Genomic DNA, 24,883 nt, shown 5'->3' with positions numbered 1-24,883 from the left:
GGGGTTTGCCCCGCCGGCCTGCGCTTTTTTCGGCAGCGATCAACCACCCCTCGGCAGAAACCGGCGAAGGCTTTCCCCGCCAGGGCACACCCGGCAGTGTCGCGTCCGCTACTTCTTGCCCGATGTCGGCTTGGCCGGTTGCGACACCTTGTCGAAGGGCGAAGCTGCCGGAGGAGGCGTCTTCTTTTCCTGCTTCGGCTTCTTCACTTCTCGGTTGCTGCGTTTCTGACCCTTGGCCATTGCGTTCTCCATCGGTGGGTAAACGGCCGTGTGGAGGATCCACCCGGCCAGTGTCGTCTGTCGGGAGCCTGCGCCCGCGCGCCGCCCCATGCTTCCTCCTGATTGGCCCTGAAGGGTCCGGCCATCTGGTGCCCGGCGTGCTCACAGTGCGTCTCTCGGTGTACCAGAAGGTTGAACCGCCCGATGCAAGGGACAAAGCCACAATCACCTGCGCCGAACCGAGTTGCCGCCGGCGATGATCGTCCTGATCAGGCTTGCCACCGCCCGGTGCGTGACATCCGCTTCGCCATCGGCGCCGATGGCGCTTTCGTGCGTGGCCGCCGCGTCGCTCAGGACCCCGACGATCTCGCTCTCCGGCAGCAGGTCGTGATCGTTCATCGCAAGCAGCAGCGACTCGCAGATGGACAGGGCGGCGATGCCGGACAGCTCGTTGGTGGATGGCATCTTGTAGCGTCCTTCCGTGCAGGGGTGTCGTCTGGCGACCTTGCAGCGGTTGCCCGACCCCGCCACCATCGCAGAGGGTGGGAAGCGCCGGACTGATCGAGAGCAGCCTCGGCGCGAAAAATATTGTCCTCTTCCGGTGCGGTGCCGAGACCGCCCGGCGCATGTGACCGTGCGACCCGTCGGCCGTATCGGCGGTCCGACGGCTGCAATCATCCGAAGATGCGCTGTCGCAGGCGACGGAGCCTGCCGCGGCGCCACCTGCGCGCCGGAAGCTCCGGGTCGAGCAGATCGTTCTCGCGCAGCATCTCGTCTGCGACGACGCCGAATTCGGGCGGCTCGAAGGGCACGAGCGATCGGCCGGGACCGCTCAATGCCTCGATCGCACCGATCAGCGAACCGCCAGCCGTATCGATCGCGTGCTTCACCGTCGTCGGTGCAACGCCCAGATGCTCGGCGAGAAGCCTGTTCCTGAGGCCTCCGATGTGCGCGCGCAGGTCTGCCTCATCCGGTACGCCGGGCAGCACCTCCACCGAGAGGTCGCACTCGGTGTCGAAGCCGAGCGAGCGATTGTTGAGGTTGGAGGATCCCACGCGCATCAGCCGGTCGTCCATGACGACGATCTTGGCGTGCACGTAGATCGGAGTGCCGCCGTCGGTCACTGGCGTGTAAAGGCGGAAGCGGCCATGCACGTCGGCCTTGCGCACGACATCGAGAAGCCGTGCGCGGGCCGAACCCATCGCCGCGTCCTCGAGCCAGCCCTGCGCCGACTCGGGATTCACGACGACGACCTCGGGGCCCTCCGGTTCCGCCAGCCGCACGGCGATGGCCTCGGCCAGAAGGCGCGAGGCGAAGTACTGGCTTTCGATGTAGAGCGTGCACCGGGTCGCCGCGATGATCGCGAGATAAAGCGACTCGATCTCGTGGATCTCCTTGCGGCCGGCATGGGCAGGCAGCGTGCGTGAGATTGCGACCTCCGCGTCCCGAAGCATGGGATCGAGGCCCTCCGGCCAGATCGGCGGGGCGGCGGGCGCCTCCGCGATCCTCTCGCCCGTGGCATGTTCCCACCGCGTCCGCGCAAGCTCGCTCAGGGCGCGCGCCGCGTCGCCACCGACAGCAACGGTCGCGTCGTGCCACGGGCCGTAGGGGCGCTTCGTGGTGGGTCTGACCCGGTAGGGGCTATCGTCGGCATAGTCTTGCGTGTCCCAGCGGTCAGCCGTCGCGTCGATGCCGCCGCAGAAGGCAAGGACATCGTCGATCACGATGATCTTCTGGTGATGCGCCGCGCCCGAGGGATGGGCATGGTCCAGCTTGAGGCGGATCTTGCGCCCGATCAGCCAGTCGGCCAGCCGGAGTGGCGTGGAGCCCCGGGCGAGCGTGCCGAGAACGCCCACATCCCACTGCAGCAGACGGATGTCGAGTTCCGGGCGCCGATGGACGAGCCAGCTCAGAAAATCGCCGAGCCGGTTGGGCACCTGCCCCTCGTCCTCGCGCGGGTCGAGCGTGATCCGCGTGTCGAATTCCCAGCCAATCATGATGACGCTGTGCCGAGCCTTCTGCATGACCTCGCGGAGGACGGCGAAGTAGTCGGCTGCGTCGACGATCACCGAAAGCCGGTCAGCCGTCTCGATGCGCCAGCAGGTGTCGCCAGGTCGCAGGATCAGACGTGTTCCACTCATGACCCGGCCTTCCTCAACGTGTTCCGGCCGCCGCCTCGCAGCGCCGGCCGCCGTCCATCAGGAAAGCCCGCCGCCGCACCGTAGTTCCCTCGGCGCCGCAAGGAACCTACGCCTGCACCTGTTCGAGGAAGAATCGCACCATCTCGGCCGATGCGTCCGGTCCCATGCGGTCCGTGTAGCTGCCGTTCGTGTCGCCGCCCGACCAGGCATGGCCTGCGCCCTCGATCCGCCAGACCTCGACCGGATGGCCGTCCGCATTCCGCGCCGCCAGGACGTCGTATCGCCGGCCGGAAGCCTCGCCTGTCCGCGTCGCGGCTGCCTCGAGCCGGCCCGCGAGATGGCCGGCGTTCAGCGGTGCCACGGTCCCGTCGGCAGAGCCGTGGAAGACGATTGCGGGCGCGTTCAGCGCTTCGGCACCAGGCGCGAGGTCTCCTCGCATCGCTGCGAAGGCAGAAACGACGTCGTTGGCTGAACCAGGCGCCAGCCCGGAATGGACGCCTGCCGCCGCAAAGACCTCGGGATGGGTCTGCGCAAGGATCGCGGCCATCGCGCCCCCTGCCGACAGGCCCGCGACGAAGACCGAGCCGGACGGCACGCCGTGATCGGCCGCAACGGTTGCGGCGAGCCCGGCAAGAAGCGCCGCCTCGCCCCCCGATCGCGAACGGTCGCCCGGGCGAAACCAGTTCCAGCAGAGCGAGACGTTCTCGCTGCGCACCTGCTCGGGATATACGACGATGAGCCCGTGCCGCTCGGCATGGTCGTTCATCCGCGTGCCGGTGGCGAAATCTTCGGGCGACTGGGTGCAACCGTGCAGCATCAGGATCACCCCGCGAAGGGGCGCGTCGTGGTTGGATGGGTGGAACAGGAAGTAGTCGCGCGCACCGTGATGCCCCGCATGGTGCCTGCGTTCGAAGATGGCGCCCTCCGGCGCGGCAGGCGCGGGCGCCTTTCGCCCGGAGTGCGCGTCGAGCCCCGGAGGCTTCCGCGACAGCTCGGAGATGACCTTCGACAGGCGCCAGCGCGGCGATGCGGGGCGAGCCTGCTTGAGTGACGGCTTCTGCGCGGGCGACTGCCGAACGGCAGAGCCCGCGTTGCCCGCCAGGGCTGCCTGGATGGTACGCGTCGCCTCGAACGGCTTGCCCGCGCGCGTCTGTTCAAGCGACTGGCGCATGGCCGCCGCGAAATCGTCGTTCATTTTCTTCTGCCTTTCGGTGACGGCCTTGGCCGTTACGTGATGCGGTCCGCCAGAGCGGCGCGGAGATCGGGCGGCGCATGAAGCGCGCCGAGGACGTTGATCGAGCCGATGGTTGCGAGTGCCAGTTCCGGCGTGATGTCGGGGGCCAGTCGTGCGAGGCCCACGACCCGGATGTGCAGCACCTCGCCCGAGTCCCGCGCGGCTTCGAGGTCGCTGCGGGAAATATCGCGCAGACCCAGGTCGAGCGTGCGCCGTTCGATGAGCCGTCCGACCTCGTCCGCGTGGAGGCCGAGCTGCCCCCGGATCGCGGTCCGGATGAAGTCGGTCCGGTTGGTGTAGAACCCTTCCTCGATCAGAAGGTCGATACGTCCGAGGTCGACATAGCCGAGGTTGATCGTGATCTTCTCGGTGTCGGTCTGCTTGATCTGTCGCGGCACGAACTTTTCCCATCCACTTGGATGGTACATGGTGAGATCATGGAGGCGACACAAGCCTGCCCGGGTCGATCTTCTCGACTTTCTTCGGAAGCCTCCTCATGCCGCGCGCGCCGCAGCGAAGGAAACGAGCCTGCGGTTCTTCTCGTCCCACAGGTGCCGGCGGACGCAGCCGAGGCTTTCCCGAAGCGTCAGGCGCTGCGCATCGGCGAGTTGCGGGTGGTCGCGCAGGACCTCGGGCAGACGGTAGAACGGCACGCGGGACTGGAGGTGGTGGACGTGGTGCATCCCGATGTTGGCGGTGAGCCAGCGCAGCGGGCCCGGCAGGACGTAGTGCGAGCTGCCGTGAAGCGCCGCCTCGTGAAGCTGCCAGTCGGGGTCGTGGTCCCAGCTCGTCTCCTCGAACTGGTGCTGGACGTAGAACAGCCAGACCCCGATCGAGGCCGCGACCAGCATCGTGGGCAGGAACACGAAGAGAAGCACGTCGATGCAGCCGAGATACCCGATCCCGGCCAGCAGCGCCGCGATCGCCGCGTTGGTGCCCATCGCGCTGACCCAGTATCTCGCGCCCGCCCGCATGAGCCCGTGCGGCAGCCGGTTGCGCAGGAAGAACAGGTAGAACGGCCCCACGCCGAACAGGGCGGCCGGGTGACGGTAGATGCGGTATCCAAGGCGCCCGCGCCACGACAGGGCGCGGTATTCCGCGACGGTCAGCGTCAGGACGTCGCCCATCCCCCGCTTCTCCAGGTTGCCGGTGCCTGCGTGATGCGCGGCATGAAGGCGGCGCCAGACGTCGTAGGGCGTCAGCGTCAGCACCCCGATGGCGCGACCGATCCAGTCGCTGAGCATCCGGCTGCGGAAAAAGGCGGCGTGCCCGCAATCGTGCTGGATCATGAACAGCCGCACGAGGAACGAGGCGTTCAGAATGGCGATCAGGACGGCGAGCGCGTAGCTGACATCGACGCTCCACCACGCCAGGGCCCAGAGACCGATGAACGGAACCGCCGTCACGGCGATCTCCCAGGTGCTGCGCCAGCGCGACGGTTCGCGGTAGCACGCGAGCAGGGCCACCCAGTCGCGCGCGTCGGTAGGCGCGGCGGGGGCGCTGGCGCGGTTATGCAATGCTGTGGTCGGCAAGGTCATCTCCTCGGTCCGAGGCCGGACGCGGGGGGCGCGCGGGCCATCATTCGGCGCATGTTGGGCGGCATCAGTCATCTGGATGCGCCGCGACGCTGGCTCCGGGCCGCCCGGCGCCAGCGACGAGAGGGCCTGCTTCATTCTGGCGGTCCGGGGCGGGTGCGCCCTGCGATCCTGCCGGCAGCCGAGGCCCCCTGATCCCGAGTGGCGCCTGCGCCACGACCGAGTTCGCCGGGTTTGCCGCCTGGCTCTCCTGCAGCACCAACATCGCGAGCTTGCGGCGCCCTAGTTTTGACCGGCTCCGGATCGTCGCTTGGGTGCAGCCGCAAACTGAAGCGGCCTCGTCGTGCGAGAATCTGGCCGGCCCGATCAGGATCAGCGCCTCGCGCTGTTCCACCGCAAGGGCGCTGAAGGAGCGCCAGAAGCGGGGATCCGCTGGTCCGGCAACAGGGCGCACCTGTAACGCGGTGACGTCGAGGCGAACACCGATGTCGCTTGCGGTGCTGCGCTCGGACGGATGCAGCTGCGCGAAGTAGAGGGTGTGAAGCATCCTGAACAGCCAGACACGCAGACTCGTCCCGCGGTCGTAGGCGTCGATGTTGGCCCAGGCGACGACGATTGTATGGGCCACGATATCGTCTGCCAGTGCGCGCTTTCCGACCAGAACCAGGGCAAAAGCTCGCAGCGCAGGCAGGTGGTGCTCGAATTCATCACGACGGTCGGCGGCGATCTCCGCCGGCCTCGACTGCCCAGCGCTGCAATCGTTGGCCAAAAAGCCATGGTCGGTGCCGAAGGTGGTCGTCACGGTGCGGTGCATGGAGCCTCCTTTGCTTCGGTCTGGCCACGGATGGGCGGCCCGTCGCCCGGAAGGCTGAGGCAGCGTCGTGCGCCACGCTGAAGGAGCGCCGCGGAATCCGGGAAATCTGAAAACACCATGCGGGCAACACGAGCGATTCGGGCTGATCCACGTTAGCCGGCCCGGTCATGGCGGGTGATGGCGCCAGACTGATCCAGGTAAGTGCGGAACCGGCGCGAACCGGCCAGATTGGAGTTTCGTCGCCTGCGCAGCGGTGGTCCAGGGCGAAGGTCGGAGGGTTCTGCAGTCGTGCCTTCGCGATCGTCATGCAACGGCTCCCGCCGCCGATCCCCCACCGGAGCGGCGCGCCCTCTGGAACAAGGTCGCAGTGCCATGTCGTTCGCCGGTCCTTTGATATCCCGCTGCCGACACCGCGTTTCGACTGCCTTGCGCCCCTGGATCGCCAAGTGACAGCGGTGCTGCCACAACAATCAGATGCCAGTTCAGATCATGCGCCAGTGGTCATCTGCGGGCCCGTGACCTTGGCAAACATCGCCGACATCCGCACGCGCTTCGAGCAGACCGAAGCCACGGCTCCGGCCGACCTTTCCGCTGTCACCCGTCTGGACACGGCCGGGGCCTGGCTGCTGGCGTCTTCGGGGCGACCTATCCTCGGCGCCACCGACGCGCAAAGCCTGCTGCTGGCCGCCGTACGGGACGCCCTTCCGCCAGACGTGAAAGCTGCGCCCCGCAAGGTCCACCATCGGATGGCAGACCCCCTTGCAGGTGTCGGCATTGCCGTCGGCGCGCACTTCGCTGCCGTGGCGCAAGGCCTCGGTTTCGTGGGTATCGTCGTGGCGCGCCTCGCCGGTCTGCTGGTGCGCCCCTGGCGACTGCGGCTCACGTCCGTGGTCCATCACATGCAGCAAGTCGGGCTGAACGCCGTTCCCATCGTGGCGCTGATGGGTTTCCTGATCGGGATCGTCCTGGCGTTCCAGGGGGCCGCCCAATTGCGCCAGTTCGGGGCCGAGGTCTTCGTCGTGGACCTGATCGCCGTATCGATCCTGCGCGAACTGGGGGTCCTGCTGACCGCCATCATCGTCGCCGGGCGTTCGGCATCGGCCTTCACCGCAGCCATCGGATCGATGAAGATGCGCGAGGAGATCGACGCGATACGCGTCCTGGGTCTCGACCCGATCGAGCTTCTGGTGCTGCCGCGCCTCCTCGCGCTGGTGATCGTGTTGCCGATCCTCGGCTTCGTCGCCGACCTCTCCGGCCTGTTCGGCGGCGGGCTGATGGCGTGGACGGAGCTTGGGATTTCGCCCAGCCAGTTCCGCACGCGATTGCTTGCGGATGTGGGGGTTGCGCAGGCGCTGGTCGGGCTGTCCAAGGCACCGGTCTTCGCGGCAATCATCGCGCTGGTGGGCTGCTATCACGGCCTGCAGGTCAAGGGCGACGCGGAGTCCCTCGGCATGCGGACCTCACGCGCGGTCGTGACCGCGATCTTTCTCGTGATCGTGACGGATGCGCTGTTTTCCGTGTTCTTTGCAGTCTGGGGGGTGTGATGGTGGCCGAGACGGTGATCGCCATCCGCGGCCTGACCAACAGGTTCGGCAAGACGGTGGTGCACGAGAACCTGTCGCTGGACGTCCATCGGGGCGAGGTGCTGGGAGTCGTCGGCGCCTCGGGCAGCGGCAAGTCGGTGCTGCTGCGCAGCATCGTCGGGCTGATGGCGCCAAGCGCCGGCCAGATCACCATGCTTGGCACGGATGTGCTGGGTGCGAGCGCGGCTGACCGGGCAGCCGTCAGCGTGCGCACCGGCGTCATGTTCCAGGATGGCGCGCTGTTCTCGGCCTTGACCGTCCGCGAAAACGTCGAAGCACCGATGCGCGAACGCCTTTCGGTCGACGCCGTCACCCGGCGGGCATTGGCGGATCTTCGCATCGCGATGGTCGGCCTGCCCGCGCGGGCGGGAGATCTGTTTCCCTCGGCGCTTTCGGGAGGGATGCGAAAGCGCGCCGGGCTGGCGCGGGCCCTGTCGCTCGACCCTGAGATCCTGTTTCTGGACGAACCGACCGCCGGTCTCGACCCGATCAGCGCGTCGGCCTTCGATACCCTGCTCAATTCGCTGCGCACGTCTCTCGGTCTGACCGTGTTCCTGGTCACGCACGACCTTGATACCCTGCAGGCGACGTGCGACCGGATTGCGGTCCTGGCCGATCGACGCGTGCTGGCCACCGGCACGATGGCCGAGATGCGCGATGTCGATGATGCCTGGGTGCGTTCCTATTTCAACGGCCCCCGCGCTCATGCCGCCCTTGCGGTGGCGGGAAGTAGCTGATGGAAACCCGCGCGCGCTTCGTGCTGATCGGCCTGTTCACGGTTCTAGGCTTCGTCGCCATGCTGGGCTTCGTCCTCTGGCTGGCCAAGGTGCAGATCGACCGGACATATGCGCAATACGACATCCTCCTTGGAACGGCCGCGGGTCTGAGCCAGACTGCCGCCGTGCGCTACAACGGCGTCGATGTCGGGCACGTCCTGTCCATCGGTCTCGACCGGGACGACCCCGCCCTCGTGCGGGTGCGCGTCGAGGTCTTCGCCAGCACACCCGTGCGCACCGACACGGTCGCCACACTCGCGTCGCAAGGCGTGACCGGCGTCGCCTTCATCGCCCTCGAGGGCGGCAGCGCCGGGGCGGAGCGGCTGACGGCCGTGCCGCCGGCAGAGCTTCCGGTCATCCGTTCGGAGCGGTCGGTGGTGCAGGATCTGCTGGTCACCGGTCCCGAACTGCTGGCCGAGGCCACGGCGCTCATTGCCGAGGTGCGGGGCCTTGTCACGCCCGGAAACCGCGATGCCGTCGCGGGGATCCTCGTCAACCTTCAGGACGCGACCGGACGGATCGATGCGCTGGCCACCCGGGCGGAGGATACGCTTTCCCGAGTGGATGGCGCACTGAGCGCCGTCGAGACGAGCCTTGGCTCCGCCGACGGTCTCCTTGCACGGGACATCCCCGAACTCGTGGAGGGACTCAAGGCCGCCGTCGACAGCACACGCGTGGCGATGACTGCGGTGCGCGAGGTGGCGCGGGGCGACGTGCCGAGGCTGTCGGCGCAGGTCAACACACTGATCCAGGACGCCAGCGGCGTGATTGCCACATTCGACGCTCTCGCCCGTCAGATCGGAAGCGATCCGGGGCGGTTCCTGCTGGGTAATGACACACCGGAGTACCGAAAATGAAAAAAACGCAGTCGCGCCGCAAGTTTCTGTCCCTTTCCGTCTTCGGCGCTCTTCCGGGTTGCGGCGCCCTGTCCGCTGTCTCCACGGCAAGCGATCCGCTCGACACCTACACGCTGTCGCCGCTGCAGGGTGCGCCGTCGGAGACCGGAGGCCGCGGTCATCTTGTCGTGGAACTGCCCACTTCGGGGGGCGAACTGGCAACCGACCGCATCCTGATAAAGGTTTCCCCACGGCAGGCCGAGTATCTGCCGGGTGCGCGCTGGAGCGAGCCGGCCCCGGCCATGGTGCAGACGCTGCTGGTGAGCTCGCTTCTGTCCCGGGGCGGCCTGCGGCTGATCAGCCGGGATGGGGCGGGGCTGAATCCCGATTTCACGCTGATGACCGAGATCATCGCGTTCCAGGCGGAGCTTCACGGCGTCCCTCCCGCATCGGCGCAGGTCCATGTTTCGGTGCAATCGACGCTGATCCGCGAGTCAGACCGCGAAATCGCGGGAACGCGCCGGTTCGACAGCCTGCGCGCGGTGTCGTCCGACACGACCGTTGCCCTCGTGGCCGGTCTCGATGACGCCATGCAGAGGGTCCTGAGCGAAGCGGTGGCCTGGGTCCGGGTGGTGACGTGAAGCCGGCGGCCAGCGGCACGCGCGCCGGTACGGCAGCCTTTTCAACGCGACATCGCGCATTGGTGGGAGACGAGGTGCAATTGCATGCACACGCCTCGCGGGAAATGCTGTATGCTTGACGGGACCGGATCAGCATTCAGGACAGATTTGCGCCCTTGGGTCACGACACACCGGGAGGCAACATGACACCGGCTGAGCACAGCCCCCTGATCCGCAAGCTCTCGGCCTTCGTCGCCCTGTCGGAGGTCGAACTGGCCGTTCTCGCGCGTCTGCACCGGCGCCGCAGGACGTTCGTAGCCGGACGGGACATTGTGCATCAGGGGCAGTCCGAACAGACAGCATACATCCTGTCCACGGGTTGGGTCTGTTCCTACAAGATCCAGGCGGACGGGACGCGCCAGATCGTCGATTTCCAGGTTCCCGGTGATTTCCTCGGCCTGCGCAGCGTGCTCTTGCGCACCTCGGACCACAGCTTCGAACCCGTCGTCGACATCGAAGCCGCCGAGGTTCTCACCAAGGACCTTCTCGATGCGTTTGCGGAGACGCCGCGCCTGGCGACCGCAATCCTCTGGGCGGCGTCACGGGACGAGGCGATGGTGGTCGAGCATCTCGTCGGAATCGGCAGGCGGGACGCCGACGCGCGCATGGCGCATTTCCTGCTGGAACTGGGGTCACGGCTCTTGCTCGTGGGATTGGGCAGCAAGGCGGGATTCGAATGTCCGCTCACTCAGTATCATCTGGCAGATGCGCTTGGGCTGAGCGCTGTCCATGTGAACCGCGTCCTGCGGCAGCTCCGAGAAACGGGACTGGTGACATTCCGCGAAGGCCATGTGACATTTCACGACCTCGACCGTCTGGTCGACCTGGCCGAGTTCGATCCCGCCTATCTCGATCATTCCGGCCCGCTTCTGAATTGAGTCAAGCTCCGAGATCAAGAGGCACAGTCGGCGTGAGGACAAGATGCGGCGTGTCATGGAAGGTCGATTTGATGTGTCGCGTCCGCTGCGCGTTGCGGCGTGATGCTTCTTCTAGAAGACCCAGCCGGCAGCCCAAAGGTGCTTGGGCGCCCCACCTCCTCTCATCGCTCCTGTCAGGTTCGGGAGTCATCGGAATTCATCCACTCGGACGTTCCGAAAATAAAAAGCGCGTCGACATGCCGGCTTTTTGGGCGACGGCATGCCAACACGCTTCTCGGGTGCTCGAAAAAACTGTCCCACCAAATACTCGGCTGACAATTCAAGTCTGACCCGAGTCTACGCCACGCTGCACTGATCGAGGTTAGCCCGGCGTCTGAGCAGGTCGACGCCGCACTCAAGCAACCGCGGTCTGCTGATGGGAAATCCTCAGCCACCTGTCGTCATCGTTGAGGTAGGTCGAGGCACAGAGGGCCCTGTAGATCGGCACGTCGGGTTTCTCTGCCGAGGCCCGGTAGGTGAGAATGGCGATGTCACGACACGGCGTCACGCGCCGTTCGGCCATGACGACGGATCGCCAGCCGGTTCTCTGCCGAAGATGGCTCCAGATCTGGTCTCCATGGAGGATGCCGGGCGGATAGGGGAAGACCGTGACGGCGTTGGGTGCCGTTGTCGCCCGCGCGCTCTCGGCGCCGCTGGTCCAGAAGTGTTCCTCCATGTCCCAGAGAACGCCCTGTTCGCGCGGCGACAGCGTGCTGGACCCACGCGCCACACGGGCCGGTTTTCGGGCGGTTCGTGTGAAAGCGGTCATTTGCCCGACCCCGATCCGCCGGCGGTCAGCAATTGTGCCAGCACGAAGATGATCGCGAGCATCGACCAGATCAGGCCGCGTGTGCCCGGGCGGCTATCGGCCGCCGTAGAGGCTGCCCGCTTCAGGCTGCCCGGCATGCGGCCTTCGGGCAGCAGCTGGCTCAGGTCTCCTGCGATCCTGCCGTGATCGCTTGCCAGCGCAGGAACGTCCCGAAATCGGGCAAGCAGCGTTCCCAATCGTGCCCGCGCGGCGTCGCGCCCCAGCGTGACCAGTTCAGCCGTTTCCTTCCATGGATCGAGGCCAAGCCGCGCAAGCGTGGAGAGCACAGTCACGGCATAGCCGTTCCGGTCCTCGCCGACGGAGGCATGGAGAAACCGATCGAACTCGGGCGGGTGCGGGTTGGGAACATTGGGGTCGGCCATCGCCAATCCTTTCAAGGTTTGCAGGGCTGCAGATCATCCCTGTTCCGCAATGGATACGCGACGGTCGGTCTCGCCGCCCTTGCACAGATCAGTGCCGACGACGAACTGCAGAGAGTTCACAACCGGTTCGACGCGCGGGGCTAACATGGGTCAGCGCCAGTCGAACCATCCCGACGTACAAGAGGACACATCGTTCGACTGGTCGCGCCCCGACCACAAGGGGCCGTCAGAAACCATGAACGACGGATCTGCCAACATCGCGGAGACCAGAGATGAACATGCGGTCGACCAGATCGACGGTGACGTTTTCGAACCCGTTCACCTTGCCGGGATACCTGGGCGATCTGCCTGCGGGCGACTACGAGGTCCTCGTCGAAGAAGAGCTTCTCCAGGGGCTCAGCTTCGAGGCGTATCGCCGGACGGCGACCTACCTGACGGTAAGCGGCACGGGCGCTCGCGCGGGGCGAAGTGAGTTCCGCGCGACAACCGAGGGCGACCTGAAAGAGGCGCTGCGCCGGGACGCCGACACATCCGAGGCGAACAATCACGGCGGTGCGGCGCTTCCCCCGCAGGAGGATGGAACATGAACACTCCCGAATGGCTCAAGCCCGGCCTCTATGGCGCGATGATCGGCGCAGTCTTTGTCGGTGTCGTCGGATTCACTTGGGGCGGCTGGGTGACCGGCGGCACCTCGAACGACAGGGCCATGGCGATGTCTCGTGACACCGTAGTTGCGTCCATGGTGCCGGTCTGCCTCGACATGGCGCGCTCCGATCCGGCGCGGGCAGACAAGATGGCGACGATCCGGGCCGCCTCGACTTACCAGCGGCGCGACGCGCTCATGGAAGCGGGCTGGGCGACAATGCCGGGAACCGATGCCCCGGACCGCGACATCGCGCAAGGCTGCCTGGCGGAGCTTGACCTCTGAGGGCAGCGCGCAAGGCGTTGGGACAGACCCCCGTCGTGGATGACTGGCATCCCGAGGATCGAACCCGGACGGAGGCGTTTACTGCCGCGGACCCGCAGGCGTACACTCGCGCGGGGCGTGGCGAAAGGCTCTTTGCCCTCGGTTTATTCCATCTGATCGAGCGGTTGCTGCTTGTGGTCATCGTGGCCATGACCGTTCTCGCCGTCGTCTTCGAGATCCTGGCCGTCTATCGGCTGGGAACGATCCTGCTGGCCGACATCCTCCTGATGTTTCTGTATCTGGAGGTTATCGGAATGGTGTCGGTCTACTATGCGCGGCGCAACTCCGTATTCGTCTATCCGATATTCATCGCCATCACCGCGGTCGGTCGGCTGGTCGTGTTGCAGGGCAAGGAAATGGCGCCTGCGAACATCCTGATCGAAGCGGCCGCGATCCTGCTTCTTTCGCTGTCCACGCTGGTGGTCATCTGGGCTATCGGCAAGCAGGGTGCACGATGGCGCTTCCGCGCGATCCGCAGTGCAGCCTTGTGCGGTGTGCCGGCCGCCCGATCACTTGTGGCAAGGAATTGCTTCCGCTGACGGTCCGCAACTCTTCATGGCATTCGGACTGCCGCGCCCGGAATCCTTTCACGTCCGCGCGAGACGAGCCGGCAAGAGTTTCGCGGTCCTAACCTGCATCAGCACGCGATGTCGGTCCAAGTGGTAGGTGAATTGTTAAGAACTGGATGGCGACGAAGTGACGGCCCGACTGCCGCCGCGCCGATACGGAGCCTCCTGGGTTGCCCCCGCAGAGCGAAGGATGCAGGCCCATGTCGCCAGTCGAAAATCCTTCGGGGACACCAGAAGAGACGCCCGATCTAGAACGGCGGGTGCTGGCCCATGAACGGATCCTGCAAGCGCTGATTGCCTACATGGCACGGACGGAACCGCGTTTCATCGACCATCTGAGAGACCGGTTCGTGGAACCAATGCGCATGGCGAAATACGAACACGATTTCCGCGAAACCGACGACTACGCGGAAAAATTCATTCGCGCCGTGATGCTCATCGAAGAGGCACGCGCGCCAAGGGCGAAGGAGCCGGACATGACCGACATGAAACCCGTGCCGCCGAAAAGCAGAGGAGCACAGGATTCTTCCATGAACAGGCCGGCGCAACGCAGTGGGGTTCAGGTGCGCGAAAGAAACGCCATCTGGGAGGTGAAGGTCGACGGCATGTTTCACGGTGACTACCACCAGAAGGAACACGCCCTTGCGGCCGCGGCTCTGGTCAAGGTGTCGACGCGATGACCGGTAGCACCCGCCCGACAGCCTCGCAGGACTTCTCGATCCAGGTGGCCGAGAACGAAGGCATGCCATCGCGATCCTCGCGCAGGGACGCCCCGCCACCGACCGCGCGCGCCCAGCGGTTGAGCGGAACCCTCACGCTGGGGCTGTCGAAGACACGCGCGGCGGCAGAGGGCCTCCGGTCCGCAAGTGAGGAGCGGTCGCAACACAAAGAGAAAACGACGAGACACCCAAGGACAAGGCTGGTCAAGCGAATGGCAGTCTTGGCCGGCGTCATTGCATCGATTGCCTTTCCCGTCCTCGCGCGGGACGGTACTGCACCTTTGCCCGAGAATGCAGAGCCGCGGAGCCATGGCGGTGACTGCGTTCCGATTGCGGTTCCCGAGAACGGCTACCTGACGAACGCCCATCTCGATCGACCCGGAAACCGCTGGCTCTGCGACCGCAGCGTTCAGCTCTCGGACGGGGAGCGCCTTCTTGGACGATAGTGCTCCCATGTCGCACCCGGGCGAGACATCCGGCATACGAATGCGGATCGGCTGTCGCCTGCGTTATCGGCTGACCCAGCCGACACCCATCATAGCCATGCTGAACGTGCACTATTCGCGCTTCGGCGATCTGGAGCGTGCCGACTATCTCGTGACGCAGCCGAGCGTGCCGCTGCAAAGCTATCGCGACGGGTTCGGCAACTGGTGCACGCGGATGGTGGCCCCGGCGGGAGACTTCACCCTGTCCACCGACGGGATCTTCCGCGACACCGGACTGCGCGATCCGACGGCAACCGATGCCGCGCAGCATGCGGTTCAGGACCTGCCCTTCGAAACGCTCGTCTATCTTCTCGGCAGTCGTTACTGCGATACCGATCTTCTCTCGGAAGAAGCCTGGCGCCTTTTCGAGACCACGCCGCCGGGCTGGGCGCGGGTCCAGGCGATCTGCGACTTCGTGCATTCCTCGGTTTCGTTCGACTACATGGCGGCCAGCGCGACCCGGACGGCCTCCGAAACTCTGGCCGGACGGCAGGGCGTCTGCCGGGATTTCGCCCATCTCGCCATCGCCCTCTGCCGCTGCATGAACATCCCGGCGCGCTACTGCACAGGCTATCTCAGCGAATTCGGCCAGCCGGAGCCCCATCCGCCCGACGATTTCGCGGCTTGGATGGAGGTCTTCCTGGGCGGCCGCTGGTGGGTCTTCGATCCGAGAAACAACAGCCCGCGCAAGGGCAGGATCCTGATCGCGCGCGGTCGGGACGCCGCCGACGTGCCTCTGACCCAGACATTCGGGCCGGGCACGCTGACGCAGTTCGACGTCTGGACATGGGATGCCAACGATGACCCCGCCGAGGCGCCATCCGGTTCGCGAAACAAGGCTGGCGCGTGAGGCGCCGGACTATCCCGACTCGCCGGCCGGGATGTTTGTCCGCCTGTCCGGACGGAACCTCGCAGCATGACACCATCCGGGAGAAGCAAGGTGACCGCCTCGATCAGGACGATCGCCGGATTTCTCTGGTCGAGCGAGTGGACAGGTGAGACGGTCTTGACTGCCAATGCATCCGGCTTGAGGACAGCGAAGTGGCCGACCTCATGACCGGTTATGAGCCCTATCTCGCGCTTGGACTGCTGCTGTTCCTGTTCGCGGGATTCGTGTATGAGCGCTTCGCGCCGGACGTCACGGCTGCGGGCGCGGCAGCCCTGTTCGTCACCTTCGGCCTGGTACCTACCGATCAGGTTCTGGCGGCGTTCTCGAACCCGGCACCCATCACGATCGCAGCCATGTTCATCATCAGCGGGGCGCTGGTCCGGACCGGGCTTCTCGATGCGCTCGCGAACCGCGTCGTCTCTGCCGCAAGCCGCAGACCGATTGCGGGAACTGCCGTGTTCTTGCTGGCAACGCTGCTGGCATCGGCCCTGATGAACAACACGCCGGTCGTGCTGGTCCTTATCCCGGTGGCCATCCGGCTGGCGCAAAGTCTCGACCTCTCGGCGACACGCCTCTTGATTCCGCTCTCCTACATGGCGGTCCTGGGTGGGACGTGCACCTTGATCGGCACCTCGACCAACCTGCTTGTCGACGGTGTGGCCCGCGAGACCGGGATGGCGCCGTTCTCGATCCTCGAGATCACTCCGGTCGGCCTGGTTGCCGCGGCCACGGGCGGGCTGGTCCTCCTGGTGCTCGGCCCGCTCTTGTTGCCCGACCGGCGGGATCAGGCAGACCCCGGAGATGACGGAGAGGCGACCTTCCTGACGGAGCTGCGCCCGCGGGAGGGTTACGGAGGTTTCGGCACGCCCATTGGCCAGATCGACGCCCTGAACCGCCCGGGCGTGGCGATCGTCGGTGTCCGCACGGGATCGAGCGTCATACGCGAGGACGTGGGCGAACACGTGCTGGAGGAAGGCGACAGGATCATCGCCATGGTGACGACGTCCGAACTTCTGACCTTCAGAAACCTCCGCGGGCTGGATGTCGGTTTGCGTCAGGGACCGGTAGCCGAGGATGCCCTGGATCTGGCGGTGGCAGAGGCGATCGTGACTCTGTCCCGCCGCAGTCGCGGAGTGCGTATCGCGCAGCTCGCGATGGGACATCGCTACGGGATGCGCGTGCTTGGCGCTCACCGCCATGGGGAGGCATTGGGCCCTGATCTGTCGACTGCGCTCCTGCGCCCCGCAGACAAACTGCTGCTGGAAGGCACTCCGGAGGGCTTCGCCCGTCTCACCGAGGCGGGCGATCTCGCAGCGATCACGCAAACCGGGGGTCGTGCTTTCCGTCGGCGCAAGGCGCCAATCGCCATGCTCGCGCTGATCGCGGTCGTTGCCCTCGCCGCTGTAGGCCTTGCCGAGATCAGCGTGCTGGCGCTGGTCGCGGTCGCCTCGATCCTCGTGCTTCGGTGCATAGACAATGACGAAGCCTGGGCCTCGATCGATGCCGGCGTCCTGGTGCTCATCTTTTCCATGCTGATCGTGGGGGCGGGCCTGCAGCACTCCGGGGCCGTCGAACTCATCGTCGAGGCAATCGCACCGGCGCTTGAGGGGCTGCCACCCCTCGTGGCGCTCGCCGCGGTCTATGTTCTCGCGTCGGCGCTGACCGAGGCGGTTACCAACAACGCGGTGGCCGTCGTGGTGACGCCGCTCGCCATCGGCCTCGCCACCCAGCTGGGGGTTGACCCGCGCCCGTTCGTGGTAGCGGTGATGTTCGGGGCAAGCGCGAGCTTCGCGACGCCGATCGGCTACCAGACGAACACTCTGGTCTATGGCGCGGGGAACTACAGGTTTGCCGACTTCGTGAAGATCGGTGTCCCGATGAACGTTATCGTCGGTGTCGCCGCCGTTCTTGCGATCCCCGTGTTCTTCCCTTTCTAGCAGGGCAGGGATGGCACGCGACGATAGAGGAGGGATCCGAAGATGAATTCGTCAGTTAGCGTGACTTTACACGCAGAGTTAGCGCCGGCGGTGAAGGCGGGGCCTTTTCTGCGCGACTACGGCGCGTCGTGGATCTGGGAGCTGAGGTCCGAATGGCAGATGATCCAGTTGAACGCGACCACTTGGCGTCGCAGCGATGTGACGATCGCGACCGAAGTCCCTCGGGCATGCACATGCTGATGACCACGTTTCACAGGACTGAATACTCCTACCAGCACGCCGTCTCGCTCGGCCCGCACCGTCTGATGCTGCGCCCGCGCGAGACCCGCGACCTCAGACTGGTTTCGCACGAGATCGAACTCGAGCCCGCGGCAGACGTCGCGTGGTCGCAGGATGTGGCGGGGAACGCGATTGCATCTGCGACCTTTCGCTCCCAGACTGATCGGCTGACGATCGTCAGCCGATCGCAGCTTGAACTGACCGCGCCCTTGTGGCCGGTCTTTCCGATCGCTGCCAGCGCGATCCAGTATCCGTTCCTGTATTCCGGTGACGACTGGACCGACCTCGGCGCGCTGACGCAGCCGCAATATCTGGATGATGGCGGCCGCTTCTCCCGATGGGTGGAGGGTTTCGTGTTCCAGCGCCCTACGGACACGCTGTCGCTGCTGAAGGACATCAGCAACGGTATTTCCTCGCAAATCGTGTATGAGGTTCGCGAGGACGAGGGCACGCAGTCGCCCTTGGCGACCTTGGGCCGGGGACAGGGATCGTGCCGTGATTTTGCGGTCCTGCTCGCGGAGGCCGCGCGGCGGCTCGGGCTCGGAGCGCGCCTTGTCTCAGGCTATCTGTTCGACCCGGAGAACGATCTGGTCGGATCCGCGGGCACAGGGTCCACGCATGCCTGGGTGGAGATTTTCATCCCCGGCGCGGGCTGGATCACCTTCGACCCCACCAACCGGAGCGTGGGGTCGAAGAACCTCATCCCCGTGGCCGTCGCACGAGACATCCGTCTGGCTGTCCCCGTCGCCGGGAGTTTCACCGGCGGGTCGGACGCGCTGATCCGCATGCGCGTCGAGGTCAGTGTCACGTCCAGCTGACGCGGCAGCTTCGTCGCGATGCAGGCGCGGGACGCCGGAGCCCGAACTCGCCCTGACGGTCGACAAGATCGTGCGCCGTACTCCCGCCTTGGTGTACCAGTCGTCCTGAGTGCATCCCGAGAGTCACCGCCATCACACAAGGACACGACGGCATGCCCGCAGCGAATCAGCACGAGAAGGTCCTTGGGCTCGTCGCGCTCGTCGCGCTCGCGGCCGGCTGCCTCGTGGTGATCTGGCCATTCCTGTCGGCGATCATGTGGGCCGCGGTCCTGTGCTGGTCCACGTGGCCGGTATACAGCAGGTATGAAAGGGCGCTCGGCGGCAGAAGAGGTCTGGCAGCCGCCCTGATGACCGTGACGGTGGCGCTGGTCATCGTTGCGCCGTTTGCACTCCTCGTGGCGGCACTGGCTGAGAGCGTAGGTGATCTCGTCGGCGTGCTCGGCCGAGTTTTCGAAGAGGGACCACCCGCGCCGCCGGCCTGGATCGGCGGCATACCGATCATCGGCGAGGGCGTGGCCGGCTACTGGCAGAGCCTGGCGCTGAACGCGCCCGCCTTTCTGGCCGCGCTGGGCCGGTTCACTGGGCCAGCCGCGGATGTCGCCATGGCGAGCGGAGCCTTCATCGGGGTCGGTCTTCTGGAGCTTGGCCTCAGCGTATTCATCGCGTTCTTCTTCTATCTGAACGGCCGTTGGATCGCTGCATATGTTCGCCGGAGCACCGAACGCATCGCCGGACCCCGGGCACTACGCCTGTTGAACCTCATCGGCTCCACCATCAAGGGCGTGATCTTCGGCCTGATCGGAACCGCGCTCGCCCAGGGTCTTCTGGCCGCGCTGGGCTTTTGGATCGCCGGGATCGATCAGGCCCTCCTGCTCGGCTTCCTCACATTCGTGCTGTCGTTCCTGCCGGCCGGACCGCCCCTCGTGTGGGGTGGGGTCGCGATCTGGCTCTTCGTTCAGGGCGATTTCTGGTGGGGCATGTTCGTGGTAGCCTGGGGGGCGCTGCTCGTCAGCACCATCGACAACCTGCTGCGGCCGTACATCCTCTCCCAGTCCAACGACCTCCCGGTCGTCCTGGGGCTTTTCGGTTTCGTCGGGGGCATCCTCGCATTCGGTTTCATCGGCATCTTCGTAGGCCCGGCACTTCTCGCGGTCGGCTACAGTCTCTTCCTGGAATGGGCGAACGCACAAGAAGAAGCTGATCCTTGACGGTCGCCGGCAACATCCATCGGTTATCCCAGCGGGGCCGGACGGGCGAAGCGCGCCAGCTTGACCTGCGACGCGTCCACTTGAGCGAGGGCACCACGGTGCTGAGAGAGGTGCTGGATACGGCAGCCCGGACGTCAGATGATGTGAGGCGGCTCGCCCCTATCAACGCCGCGCTCCGCCCTAAGGTGGAGCGGGCACCGTTGCCAGTCGGCAGCAGGCCCTCTCGAAGCTGCCGCAAGAAGACTCCCATGTGGCTGACTTATGTTGTGGTTCGGTCTGTGCTTCGAAGTACTCTCGTGGTATGGAACTTCGAGCACCGAACGACGCCGTGCGCTCCTCTTGGTCGCGCCAAATCCGGCACTGCCGCTCTGGATATGGCAGCATTCGGACCGCGAAATAATCGTTCAGCAATGATTGGTAAGCGCTTGAAGCGGACGTCGACCCAACGTGCCAAGGCAGCCCGGTCCCCACCCGAGGTCGACCGCAATACCGCCGAAGCGACCGGTGACCAGCCGCGACTGGGGCCTGTCGTCGGGGTCGGTGCCTCGGCCGGCGGTATCGAGGCGCTCATCCGCCTGTTCGAGGCGATGCCGGCCGAAAGCGGCATGGCCTTTCTCGTCGTGATGCATCTCGACCCGACACGTGAGAGCGGGCTCGTGCATCTCCTGGGCCAGCACAGCACCATGACAGTGGCCGAGGCCGCCGACGGCATGGTGATCGAGCCCGACCACATCTATGTCATTCCCCCGGCCTCCTCGCTGACCGTCGACGACGGACAATTGAGGCTGACCGAACCGGTCGAGAGGCGCGGCGCGCGCTACCCGATCGACCGGCTCTTCGAGTCGCTGGCGAGGCATCGGCGCGAGCGGGCGGTCTGCATCGTGCTGTCGGGTTCCGGCAGCGACGGCACCGAAGGTCTGAAGGAGGTCAAGGCCGAAGGCGGTTGCGTCCTGGTCCAGGAGCCGTCGACCGCGCGTTTCGACGCCATGCCGCGGAGCGCGATCGAGGCGGACCTCGCGGATCATGTCCTCGCCCCGGAGGACATGCCCGATGTGCTGATGCGCTACGCGCGCCATACCTATGCGGCGGGTGCCGAACTTGTCGAGGATAGGGGCCCTTCGGACGACGGCTCGATCGACCCGGTCCTTGCGCTTCTGCGGACCCGCGCCGGCCACGACTTCCGCCACTACAAGCGCAGCACGCTCACGCGACGGATCCACCGGCGCATGGGACTCTGCGATCTGCACAGCGTCGAGGACTACGTCGCAATCCTGCGTTCCAGGCCGGAGGAGATGGAAACGCTCGCGCGCGATCTCATGATCAACGTGACCGCCTTTTTCCGCGACCCGGAGGCATGGACCAGCCTCGACGAGACTGTTCTGGGTCCGCTGGTCGCCGATCGCGACAGCGGCGCGGCGCTGCGCCTCTGGGTGCCTGCCTGCGCCACAGGCGAGGAAGCCTACACCCTCGCCATGCTGTTGGTCGACAGAAGCGAGACGGCGGGCAAGCATTTCGACATCAAGCTTTTCGCGACAGATGGCCGCGACGACAACCTCGAAGCCGCGCGTGCCGGCCGCTATGCGGAGGGCGCCGTGACCGGCGTTCCGAAGCATCTTCTCGAGCGCCACTTCGACAAGCTCGATGGCATCTACCGGGTCAAGGACGAACTGCGCGACATGGTCGTGTTCGCCCGCCATAACCTGCTGCGGGATCCGCCGTTCTCGAAGATCGACCTCGTCAGTTGCCGCAACCTCCTGATCTATCTCGAACCCGCGGCGCAGAAGCGCGCGCTGGCGCTGATGCATTTCGCGCTGCGGCAGGGTGGCCACCTGCTGCTGGGCAATGCCGAGAGCGTCTCGGGGCGTGAAGATCTGTTCGAGACAATCTCGAAGAAGTGGCGCATCTTCCGTCGGCTCGGTCCGACCCGCCACGACATCCTCGACTTTCCTCTTCTGCCCGGCCGGATCCGGCCCGACGACAAGGAGTTGGCCATGGCTGACGATGACCGACCGCACCAGCGCATCGTGGACGTGGCACAACGCGCGCTGATCGAGCGCTTTGCCCCCGCTTCGGTTCTGATCGAGCGGAACGGGCAGGTTGTCTGGTTCCACGGATCGACGGGGCCCTACCTGGAAGCGCCGCCGGGCGAGCCCAGCCGCGATGTTTTGGCGATGGCCCGGCATGGCCTGCGCGCCAAGCTGCGCCACGGCGTGCGGCAGGCCATCGAGGAAGGACGAGCGGTCGATTTCCGTGTCCGGATCCGGCAAGACGGCCACGAGCAGGCCGTCGCGGTGACGGTGGCGCCGCTGCCCGAGCCGTCCGAGAACCTGCTTCTGGTGAGCTTCCGCAATCTGGACGATGCTCCGAGTTCTCCCGGGACGGCGGACGAGGGTGATATCCAAATCACGCACGAAGCCTTCGAGGATGAACTCCGCGCGGCGCGCGCGGAACTGCGGGACACGATCGACGAGTTCGAGCGCACCAACGAGGAACTGAAGGCCGCGAACGAGGAAGTCACCTCGATGAACGAGGAGCTTCAGTCGACCAACGAGGAATTGGAGACGTCGAAAGAGGAGCTCCAGTCGTCAAACGAGGAACTCGAGACGGTCAACAGTCAGCTCGTCAACAAGAACCATGAACTGGTGAACACCACCGACACGCTGAACAACCTGCTGGCCAGCAGCGAGATCGCGACCGTGTTTCTCGACAAGGACTACTGCATCAGGTGGTTCTCACCCAGCAGCAAGGAGCTTCTCGAGCTGGTCGACACGGATATCGGCAGGCCCGTCAGCCACTTCGCATGGAAGGTGCAAGACGAGGATCTGTTGTCCGATGCCCGGACCGTGCTTCAGAAGCTGACCGGCATCGACGCGGAAGTTCGCAGCAGCGCGGGCCGCTGGTATCTGCGGCGTGTGCTTCCCTACCGGACCCATGAGGATCGGATCGCTGGCGTCGTGATCGCCTTCATCGACATCACGGTCCAAAAAATGGCGCAGGATGAGGTCAATGAGGCACGACTTTTTGCCGAGGCGATCATCGATACGGTCAGGCACCCGGTGCTGGTGCTCGATCGAGAATTGCGGGTCCAGTCCATCAATCCGGCGTTTTCCGACGCGTTCAACTGCTCCGAAGACGAGTCCAAGGGTTATCTTCTGCACGAACTGGACCACGCTGCCTGGGACATCCCCGAACTGCGCCAGTTGCTTGGCAAGGTCTTGAGCGAAGGGCGGTCGTTCGACGGCTTCGAGATCGAGCATGTCTTCCCCAATCGGGGCCGACGTCACATGTTGCTCAACGCGCGCAAGCTGGCCAACGGAGGGGATCATGCGAACCTGATACTTCTGGCCATCGAGGACGTAACCGAGCGCCACGACGCAGAGACCCTGCGCCAGACCCTGATCAACGAACTGAGCCACCGCGTGAAGAACATGCTTGCGATGGTGCAGTCGATCGGGTCGCAGACCCTGCGCCAGAGCAGCACGCTGGAAGAGTTCAAGCTGGCATTCAAGGGGCGTCTGAACTCGCTGGCTCGGGTTCACGACCTGCTGGTCAGCGAAAACTGGAGCGGCGCCGATCTGGACCAGCTTGTTCGCAGGACGATGGCGCCTCATGGGATGGAAGACCGGATCCGCGCTGAAGGGCCAAGCCTGATCATGGCACCCGAGGCAGGCGTTGCGATGGCCATGGTCCTGAACGAACTTGCGACCAACGCCGTGAAGTATGGCGCCCTTTCTGACGAAAGCGGGCAGCTCGAGGTAACTTGGGACCGGGAAGACCGCGATGACGGCCCATGGATTCATTTGCAGTGGACAGAGGCCGCCGGTCGTCCGGTGACTGTGCCCGCCCGTCGCGGGTTCGGATCGACCCTGATCGAGCGAAGCATTACCCATCAGCTTGGCGGCACTGCCGCGCTGAACTTTCGAGAGGAGGGCCTGCACTGCGACATCGCCTTCCCCTGGCACGAGGCCATCCGTTCCCGCAGTCCCAAGGAGTCATGAACGATGTTGTTTCCCATTGAAGGACTGGCGGGCCTGCGCATTCTCGTCGCCGAAGACGAGATGCTCATCCTGCTGGATATCGAGGCCATACTGGACGAAGTCGGCTGCGAGATCGTCGGACTGGTGGCGTCTGTCGACGCAGCCCTAACGACGATCCGCCTGAACGACCTGGACGGCGCTCTGCTCGACATGAGTCTGCACGGCAAGCGCATCACCCCGGTCGCGGAGGAACTCGTCGCTCGAGGTGTCCCGTTTCTGCTTTGCACCGGATACGGGAGAGAGCCGAACGACGAGGCGGCCATCCGAGACGCGCCAAGACTCACCAAGCCCTTCAGCACGGACAGCCTGCGTGCCGCAATGAACGAGGCATTCAAATCGGTCGCAAGGACATAACCTCCTCAGGTGGAACCCCGCCGACGGCTTGGCTATGGCGTCAAACCCCAGAAATGCGCAATGTGGCGGGTCGAGGAGATTCCGACTTCGAGCATGTACTTTCCTTCTTCGCCAAGCCCTCTGTCTCCGCGAGCATTGTTTTTCTTCAGCCATACGCGGCTTGAAGTAGACGCCGTCGGCCCAGATGTAGAGAAATCTCCGGGTGCCGAGGTCGCGCTTTTCCCAGGCCTCGTACTCAGACCACCAGTCCGCCTTCAGCCGCGTGATCGTCTTGGCCGACAGGCCCTTGGCGTTCGGCCCTGCTGTGACCCCCGCCTTCACCTCCATCTGTGGTTAGAGTCCGACCGAACGAGAGGACCGGACGCTGAAGCGATCGAAGTTCACTGAGGAGCAGATCATCGGCGTCCTGCGCGAGCAGGAGGCCGGCATGACGACGGCAGAGGTGTGCCGGCGGCGCGGGATCAGCAGCGCTACCTTCTACGCCTGGAAGTCGAAGTATGGCGGCATGGAGGTGTCCGACGCGAAGCGGCTGAAGGCTGTGGAAGAAGAGAACGCGAAGCTGAAGCGGCTGCTTGCGGACGCCATGCTCGACAACGTTGCGTTAGAGCGTTTGCCCACCGACATGAATCGATTGGGGATTCCCATTCGGCCGAGGGACTGATTCACTGACCCTGGGGCAGATACTGGGGGCAGCG

At 65.4% G+C, this 24,883-nt stretch carries 24 protein-coding genes and 2 pseudogenes; 16 read left to right on the top strand and 10 right to left on the bottom strand.

What is annotated here, in order from left to right:
• Positions 1–108: 108 nt before the first annotated feature.
• From P1J78_RS14315 to P1J78_RS14285, 7 genes are all read right to left on the bottom strand, one after another.
• The gene (locus P1J78_RS14315; RefSeq protein ID WP_275568056.1) at positions 109–240 is read right to left on the bottom strand and encodes a hypothetical protein; all 132 of its coding nucleotides are present in this window, start codon (positions 238–240) and stop codon (positions 109–111) included.
• 204 nt (positions 241–444) lie between these two features.
• The gene (locus P1J78_RS14310; RefSeq protein WP_275568055.1) at positions 445–684 is read right to left on the bottom strand and encodes a hypothetical protein; all 240 of its coding nucleotides are present in this window, start codon (positions 682–684) and stop codon (positions 445–447) included.
• Between the two features lie 209 nt (positions 685–893).
• Entirely contained in the window at positions 894–2,360 is a 1,467-nt protein-coding gene (locus tag P1J78_RS14305; RefSeq protein ID WP_275568054.1) for a phospholipase D-like domain-containing protein, read from the bottom strand.
• A gap of 106 nt (positions 2,361–2,466) precedes the next feature.
• Positions 2,467–3,555 carry an extracellular catalytic domain type 1 short-chain-length polyhydroxyalkanoate depolymerase gene (locus tag P1J78_RS14300; protein ID WP_275568053.1) on the bottom strand — a complete coding sequence of 363 codons (1,089 nt, stop codon included), beginning with the start codon at positions 3,553–3,555 and terminating at the stop codon, positions 2,467–2,469.
• A gap of 32 nt (positions 3,556–3,587) precedes the next feature.
• Positions 3,588–4,022, bottom strand: coding sequence for a ribbon-helix-helix domain-containing protein (locus P1J78_RS14295; protein WP_275568052.1), 435 nt, complete (start codon positions 4,020–4,022; stop codon positions 3,588–3,590).
• A gap of 66 nt (positions 4,023–4,088) precedes the next feature.
• Entirely contained in the window at positions 4,089–5,126 is a 1,038-nt protein-coding gene (locus tag P1J78_RS14290; protein ID WP_275568051.1) for a fatty acid desaturase, read from the bottom strand.
• Positions 5,127–5,196: 70 nt separating this feature from the next.
• Positions 5,197–5,943, bottom strand: coding sequence for a sigma factor (locus tag P1J78_RS14285; RefSeq protein ID WP_275568050.1), 747 nt, complete (start codon positions 5,941–5,943; stop codon positions 5,197–5,199).
• A 446-nt stretch (positions 5,944–6,389) separates the two neighbouring features.
• On the opposite strand from P1J78_RS14285, the gene P1J78_RS14280 reads away from it, so the two are divergent.
• From P1J78_RS14280 to P1J78_RS14260, 5 genes are all read left to right on the top strand, one after another.
• On the top strand, positions 6,390–7,487 hold the full coding sequence (locus P1J78_RS14280) for an MlaE family ABC transporter permease (protein WP_374213287.1): 1,098 nt from the start codon (positions 6,390–6,392) through the stop codon (positions 7,485–7,487).
• The gene (locus tag P1J78_RS14275) at positions 7,487–8,263 is read left to right on the top strand and encodes an ABC transporter ATP-binding protein (RefSeq protein WP_275568049.1); all 777 of its coding nucleotides are present in this window, start codon (positions 7,487–7,489) and stop codon (positions 8,261–8,263) included. The genes P1J78_RS14280 and P1J78_RS14275 overlap by 1 nt, the downstream gene beginning before the upstream one ends.
• Positions 8,263–9,159 (top strand): MlaD family protein, encoded by an 897-nt coding sequence (locus tag P1J78_RS14270; protein WP_275568048.1) that lies wholly within the window; start codon positions 8,263–8,265, stop codon positions 9,157–9,159. The genes P1J78_RS14275 and P1J78_RS14270 overlap by 1 nt, the downstream gene beginning before the upstream one ends.
• Positions 9,156–9,779 (top strand): ABC-type transport auxiliary lipoprotein family protein, encoded by a 624-nt coding sequence (locus P1J78_RS14265; protein ID WP_275568047.1) that lies wholly within the window; start codon positions 9,156–9,158, stop codon positions 9,777–9,779. The genes P1J78_RS14270 and P1J78_RS14265 overlap by 4 nt, the downstream gene beginning before the upstream one ends.
• Before the next feature lie 182 nt (positions 9,780–9,961).
• On the top strand, positions 9,962–10,696 hold the full coding sequence (locus tag P1J78_RS14260) for a Crp/Fnr family transcriptional regulator (protein ID WP_275568046.1): 735 nt from the start codon (positions 9,962–9,964) through the stop codon (positions 10,694–10,696).
• A gap of 394 nt (positions 10,697–11,090) precedes the next feature.
• Here the strand turns inward: P1J78_RS14260 and P1J78_RS14255 are convergent, their stop codons facing one another.
• Together P1J78_RS14255 and P1J78_RS14250 are read right to left on the bottom strand one after the other, a co-directional pair.
• Positions 11,091–11,504 (bottom strand): hypothetical protein, encoded by a 414-nt coding sequence (locus P1J78_RS14255; RefSeq protein WP_275568045.1) that lies wholly within the window; start codon positions 11,502–11,504, stop codon positions 11,091–11,093.
• Positions 11,501–11,926: a hypothetical protein gene (locus P1J78_RS14250; RefSeq protein WP_275568044.1), complete on the bottom strand. Its 426-nt coding sequence runs from the start codon at positions 11,924–11,926 to the stop codon at positions 11,501–11,503. Before P1J78_RS14250 ends, P1J78_RS14255 begins: the two co-directional genes overlap by 4 nt.
• Before the next feature lie 278 nt (positions 11,927–12,204).
• Between P1J78_RS14250 and P1J78_RS14245 the strand changes: the two genes are divergently transcribed.
• From P1J78_RS14245 to P1J78_RS14200, 10 genes are all read left to right on the top strand, one after another.
• Complete coding sequence (locus P1J78_RS14245) at positions 12,205–12,513, top strand: hypothetical protein (RefSeq protein WP_275568043.1); 309 nt, start codon at positions 12,205–12,207, stop codon at positions 12,511–12,513.
• Positions 12,510–12,854, top strand: a complete 345-nt coding sequence (locus P1J78_RS14240) for a hypothetical protein (RefSeq protein WP_275568042.1) — start codon at positions 12,510–12,512, stop codon at positions 12,852–12,854. The genes P1J78_RS14245 and P1J78_RS14240 overlap by 4 nt, the downstream gene beginning before the upstream one ends.
• A gap of 35 nt (positions 12,855–12,889) precedes the next feature.
• Positions 12,890–13,432, top strand: coding sequence for a phosphate-starvation-inducible protein PsiE (locus P1J78_RS14235; protein WP_275568041.1), 543 nt, complete (start codon positions 12,890–12,892; stop codon positions 13,430–13,432).
• Between the two features lie 230 nt (positions 13,433–13,662).
• Positions 13,663–14,142 carry a hypothetical protein gene (locus P1J78_RS14230; protein ID WP_275568040.1) on the top strand — a complete coding sequence of 160 codons (480 nt, stop codon included), beginning with the start codon at positions 13,663–13,665 and terminating at the stop codon, positions 14,140–14,142.
• A 519-nt stretch (positions 14,143–14,661) separates the two neighbouring features.
• Positions 14,662–15,516, top strand: a complete 855-nt coding sequence (locus P1J78_RS14225; RefSeq protein WP_374213289.1) for a transglutaminase-like domain-containing protein — start codon at positions 14,662–14,664, stop codon at positions 15,514–15,516.
• Positions 15,517–15,719: 203 nt separating this feature from the next.
• A complete protein-coding gene (locus P1J78_RS14220) occupies positions 15,720–17,492 on the top strand; it encodes an SLC13 family permease (protein ID WP_275568070.1) in 1,773 nt (590 codons plus the stop codon).
• Positions 17,493–17,725: 233 nt separating this feature from the next.
• The gene (locus P1J78_RS14215; RefSeq protein ID WP_275568038.1) at positions 17,726–18,589 is read left to right on the top strand and encodes a transglutaminase family protein; all 864 of its coding nucleotides are present in this window, start codon (positions 17,726–17,728) and stop codon (positions 18,587–18,589) included.
• 152 nt (positions 18,590–18,741) lie between these two features.
• Complete coding sequence (locus P1J78_RS14210) at positions 18,742–19,797, top strand: AI-2E family transporter (RefSeq protein WP_275568037.1); 1,056 nt, start codon at positions 18,742–18,744, stop codon at positions 19,795–19,797.
• Between the two features lie 374 nt (positions 19,798–20,171).
• Entirely contained in the window at positions 20,172–23,795 is a 3,624-nt protein-coding gene (locus tag P1J78_RS14205) for a chemotaxis protein CheB (protein WP_275568036.1), read from the top strand.
• Between the two features lie 3 nt (positions 23,796–23,798).
• Positions 23,799–24,188 carry a response regulator gene (locus P1J78_RS14200; protein ID WP_275568035.1) on the top strand — a complete coding sequence of 130 codons (390 nt, stop codon included), beginning with the start codon at positions 23,799–23,801 and terminating at the stop codon, positions 24,186–24,188.
• 132 nt (positions 24,189–24,320) lie between these two features.
• On the opposite strand, the pseudogene P1J78_RS14195 reads toward P1J78_RS14200, so the two are convergent.
• Positions 24,321–24,488, bottom strand: a pseudogene (locus P1J78_RS14195) (IS256 family transposase); the annotation flags it as partial.
• 64 nt (positions 24,489–24,552) lie between these two features.
• On the opposite strand from P1J78_RS14195, the pseudogene P1J78_RS14190 reads away from it, so the two are divergent.
• A pseudogene (locus tag P1J78_RS14190) lies at positions 24,553–24,801 on the top strand (transposase); the annotation flags it as partial.
• Between the last annotated feature and the right edge of the window lie 82 nt (positions 24,802–24,883).

Origin of the sequence: Psychromarinibacter sediminicola, from assembly GCF_029168335.1 — a bacterium.
Lineage (GTDB): Bacteria > Pseudomonadota > Alphaproteobacteria > Rhodobacterales > Rhodobacteraceae > Psychromarinibacter > Psychromarinibacter sediminicola.
This window is presented reverse-complemented; position numbering and strand designations above follow the sequence as displayed.

Excerpts from the sequence above, each read along its gene's own strand:
- P1J78_RS14315 (WP_275568056.1), bottom strand. The coding sequence starts at position 240 with ATGGCCAAGGGTCAGAAACGCAGCAACCGAGAAGTGAAGAAGCCGAAG.
- P1J78_RS14310 (WP_275568055.1), bottom strand. The coding sequence starts at position 684 with ATGCCATCCACCAACGAGCTGTCCGGCATCGCCGCCCTGTCCATCTGC.
- P1J78_RS14305 (WP_275568054.1), bottom strand. The coding sequence starts at position 2,360 with ATGAGTGGAACACGTCTGATCCTGCGACCTGGCGACACCTGCTGGCGC.
- P1J78_RS14300 (WP_275568053.1), bottom strand. The coding sequence starts at position 3,555 with ATGAACGACGATTTCGCGGCGGCCATGCGCCAGTCGCTTGAACAGACG.
- P1J78_RS14295 (WP_275568052.1), bottom strand. The coding sequence starts at position 4,022 with ATGTACCATCCAAGTGGATGGGAAAAGTTCGTGCCGCGACAGATCAAG.
- P1J78_RS14285 (WP_275568050.1), bottom strand. The coding sequence starts at position 5,943 with ATGCACCGCACCGTGACGACCACCTTCGGCACCGACCATGGCTTTTTG.
- P1J78_RS14275 (WP_275568049.1), top strand. The coding sequence starts at position 7,487 with ATGGTGGCCGAGACGGTGATCGCCATCCGCGGCCTGACCAACAGGTTC.
- P1J78_RS14270 (WP_275568048.1), top strand. The coding sequence starts at position 8,263 with ATGGAAACCCGCGCGCGCTTCGTGCTGATCGGCCTGTTCACGGTTCTA.
- P1J78_RS14265 (WP_275568047.1), top strand. The coding sequence starts at position 9,156 with ATGAAAAAAACGCAGTCGCGCCGCAAGTTTCTGTCCCTTTCCGTCTTC.
- P1J78_RS14260 (WP_275568046.1), top strand. The coding sequence starts at position 9,962 with ATGACACCGGCTGAGCACAGCCCCCTGATCCGCAAGCTCTCGGCCTTC.
- P1J78_RS14255 (WP_275568045.1), bottom strand. The coding sequence starts at position 11,504 with ATGACCGCTTTCACACGAACCGCCCGAAAACCGGCCCGTGTGGCGCGT.
- P1J78_RS14250 (WP_275568044.1), bottom strand. The coding sequence starts at position 11,926 with ATGGCCGACCCCAATGTTCCCAACCCGCACCCGCCCGAGTTCGATCGG.
- P1J78_RS14245 (WP_275568043.1), top strand. The coding sequence starts at position 12,205 with ATGCGGTCGACCAGATCGACGGTGACGTTTTCGAACCCGTTCACCTTG.
- P1J78_RS14240 (WP_275568042.1), top strand. The coding sequence starts at position 12,510 with ATGAACACTCCCGAATGGCTCAAGCCCGGCCTCTATGGCGCGATGATC.
- P1J78_RS14230 (WP_275568040.1), top strand. The coding sequence starts at position 13,663 with ATGTCGCCAGTCGAAAATCCTTCGGGGACACCAGAAGAGACGCCCGAT.
- P1J78_RS14220 (WP_275568070.1), top strand. The coding sequence starts at position 15,720 with ATGACCGGTTATGAGCCCTATCTCGCGCTTGGACTGCTGCTGTTCCTG.
- P1J78_RS14215 (WP_275568038.1), top strand. The coding sequence starts at position 17,726 with ATGCTGATGACCACGTTTCACAGGACTGAATACTCCTACCAGCACGCC.
- P1J78_RS14210 (WP_275568037.1), top strand. The coding sequence starts at position 18,742 with ATGCCCGCAGCGAATCAGCACGAGAAGGTCCTTGGGCTCGTCGCGCTC.
- P1J78_RS14205 (WP_275568036.1), top strand. The coding sequence starts at position 20,172 with ATGGCAGCATTCGGACCGCGAAATAATCGTTCAGCAATGATTGGTAAG.
- P1J78_RS14200 (WP_275568035.1), top strand. The coding sequence starts at position 23,799 with ATGTTGTTTCCCATTGAAGGACTGGCGGGCCTGCGCATTCTCGTCGCC.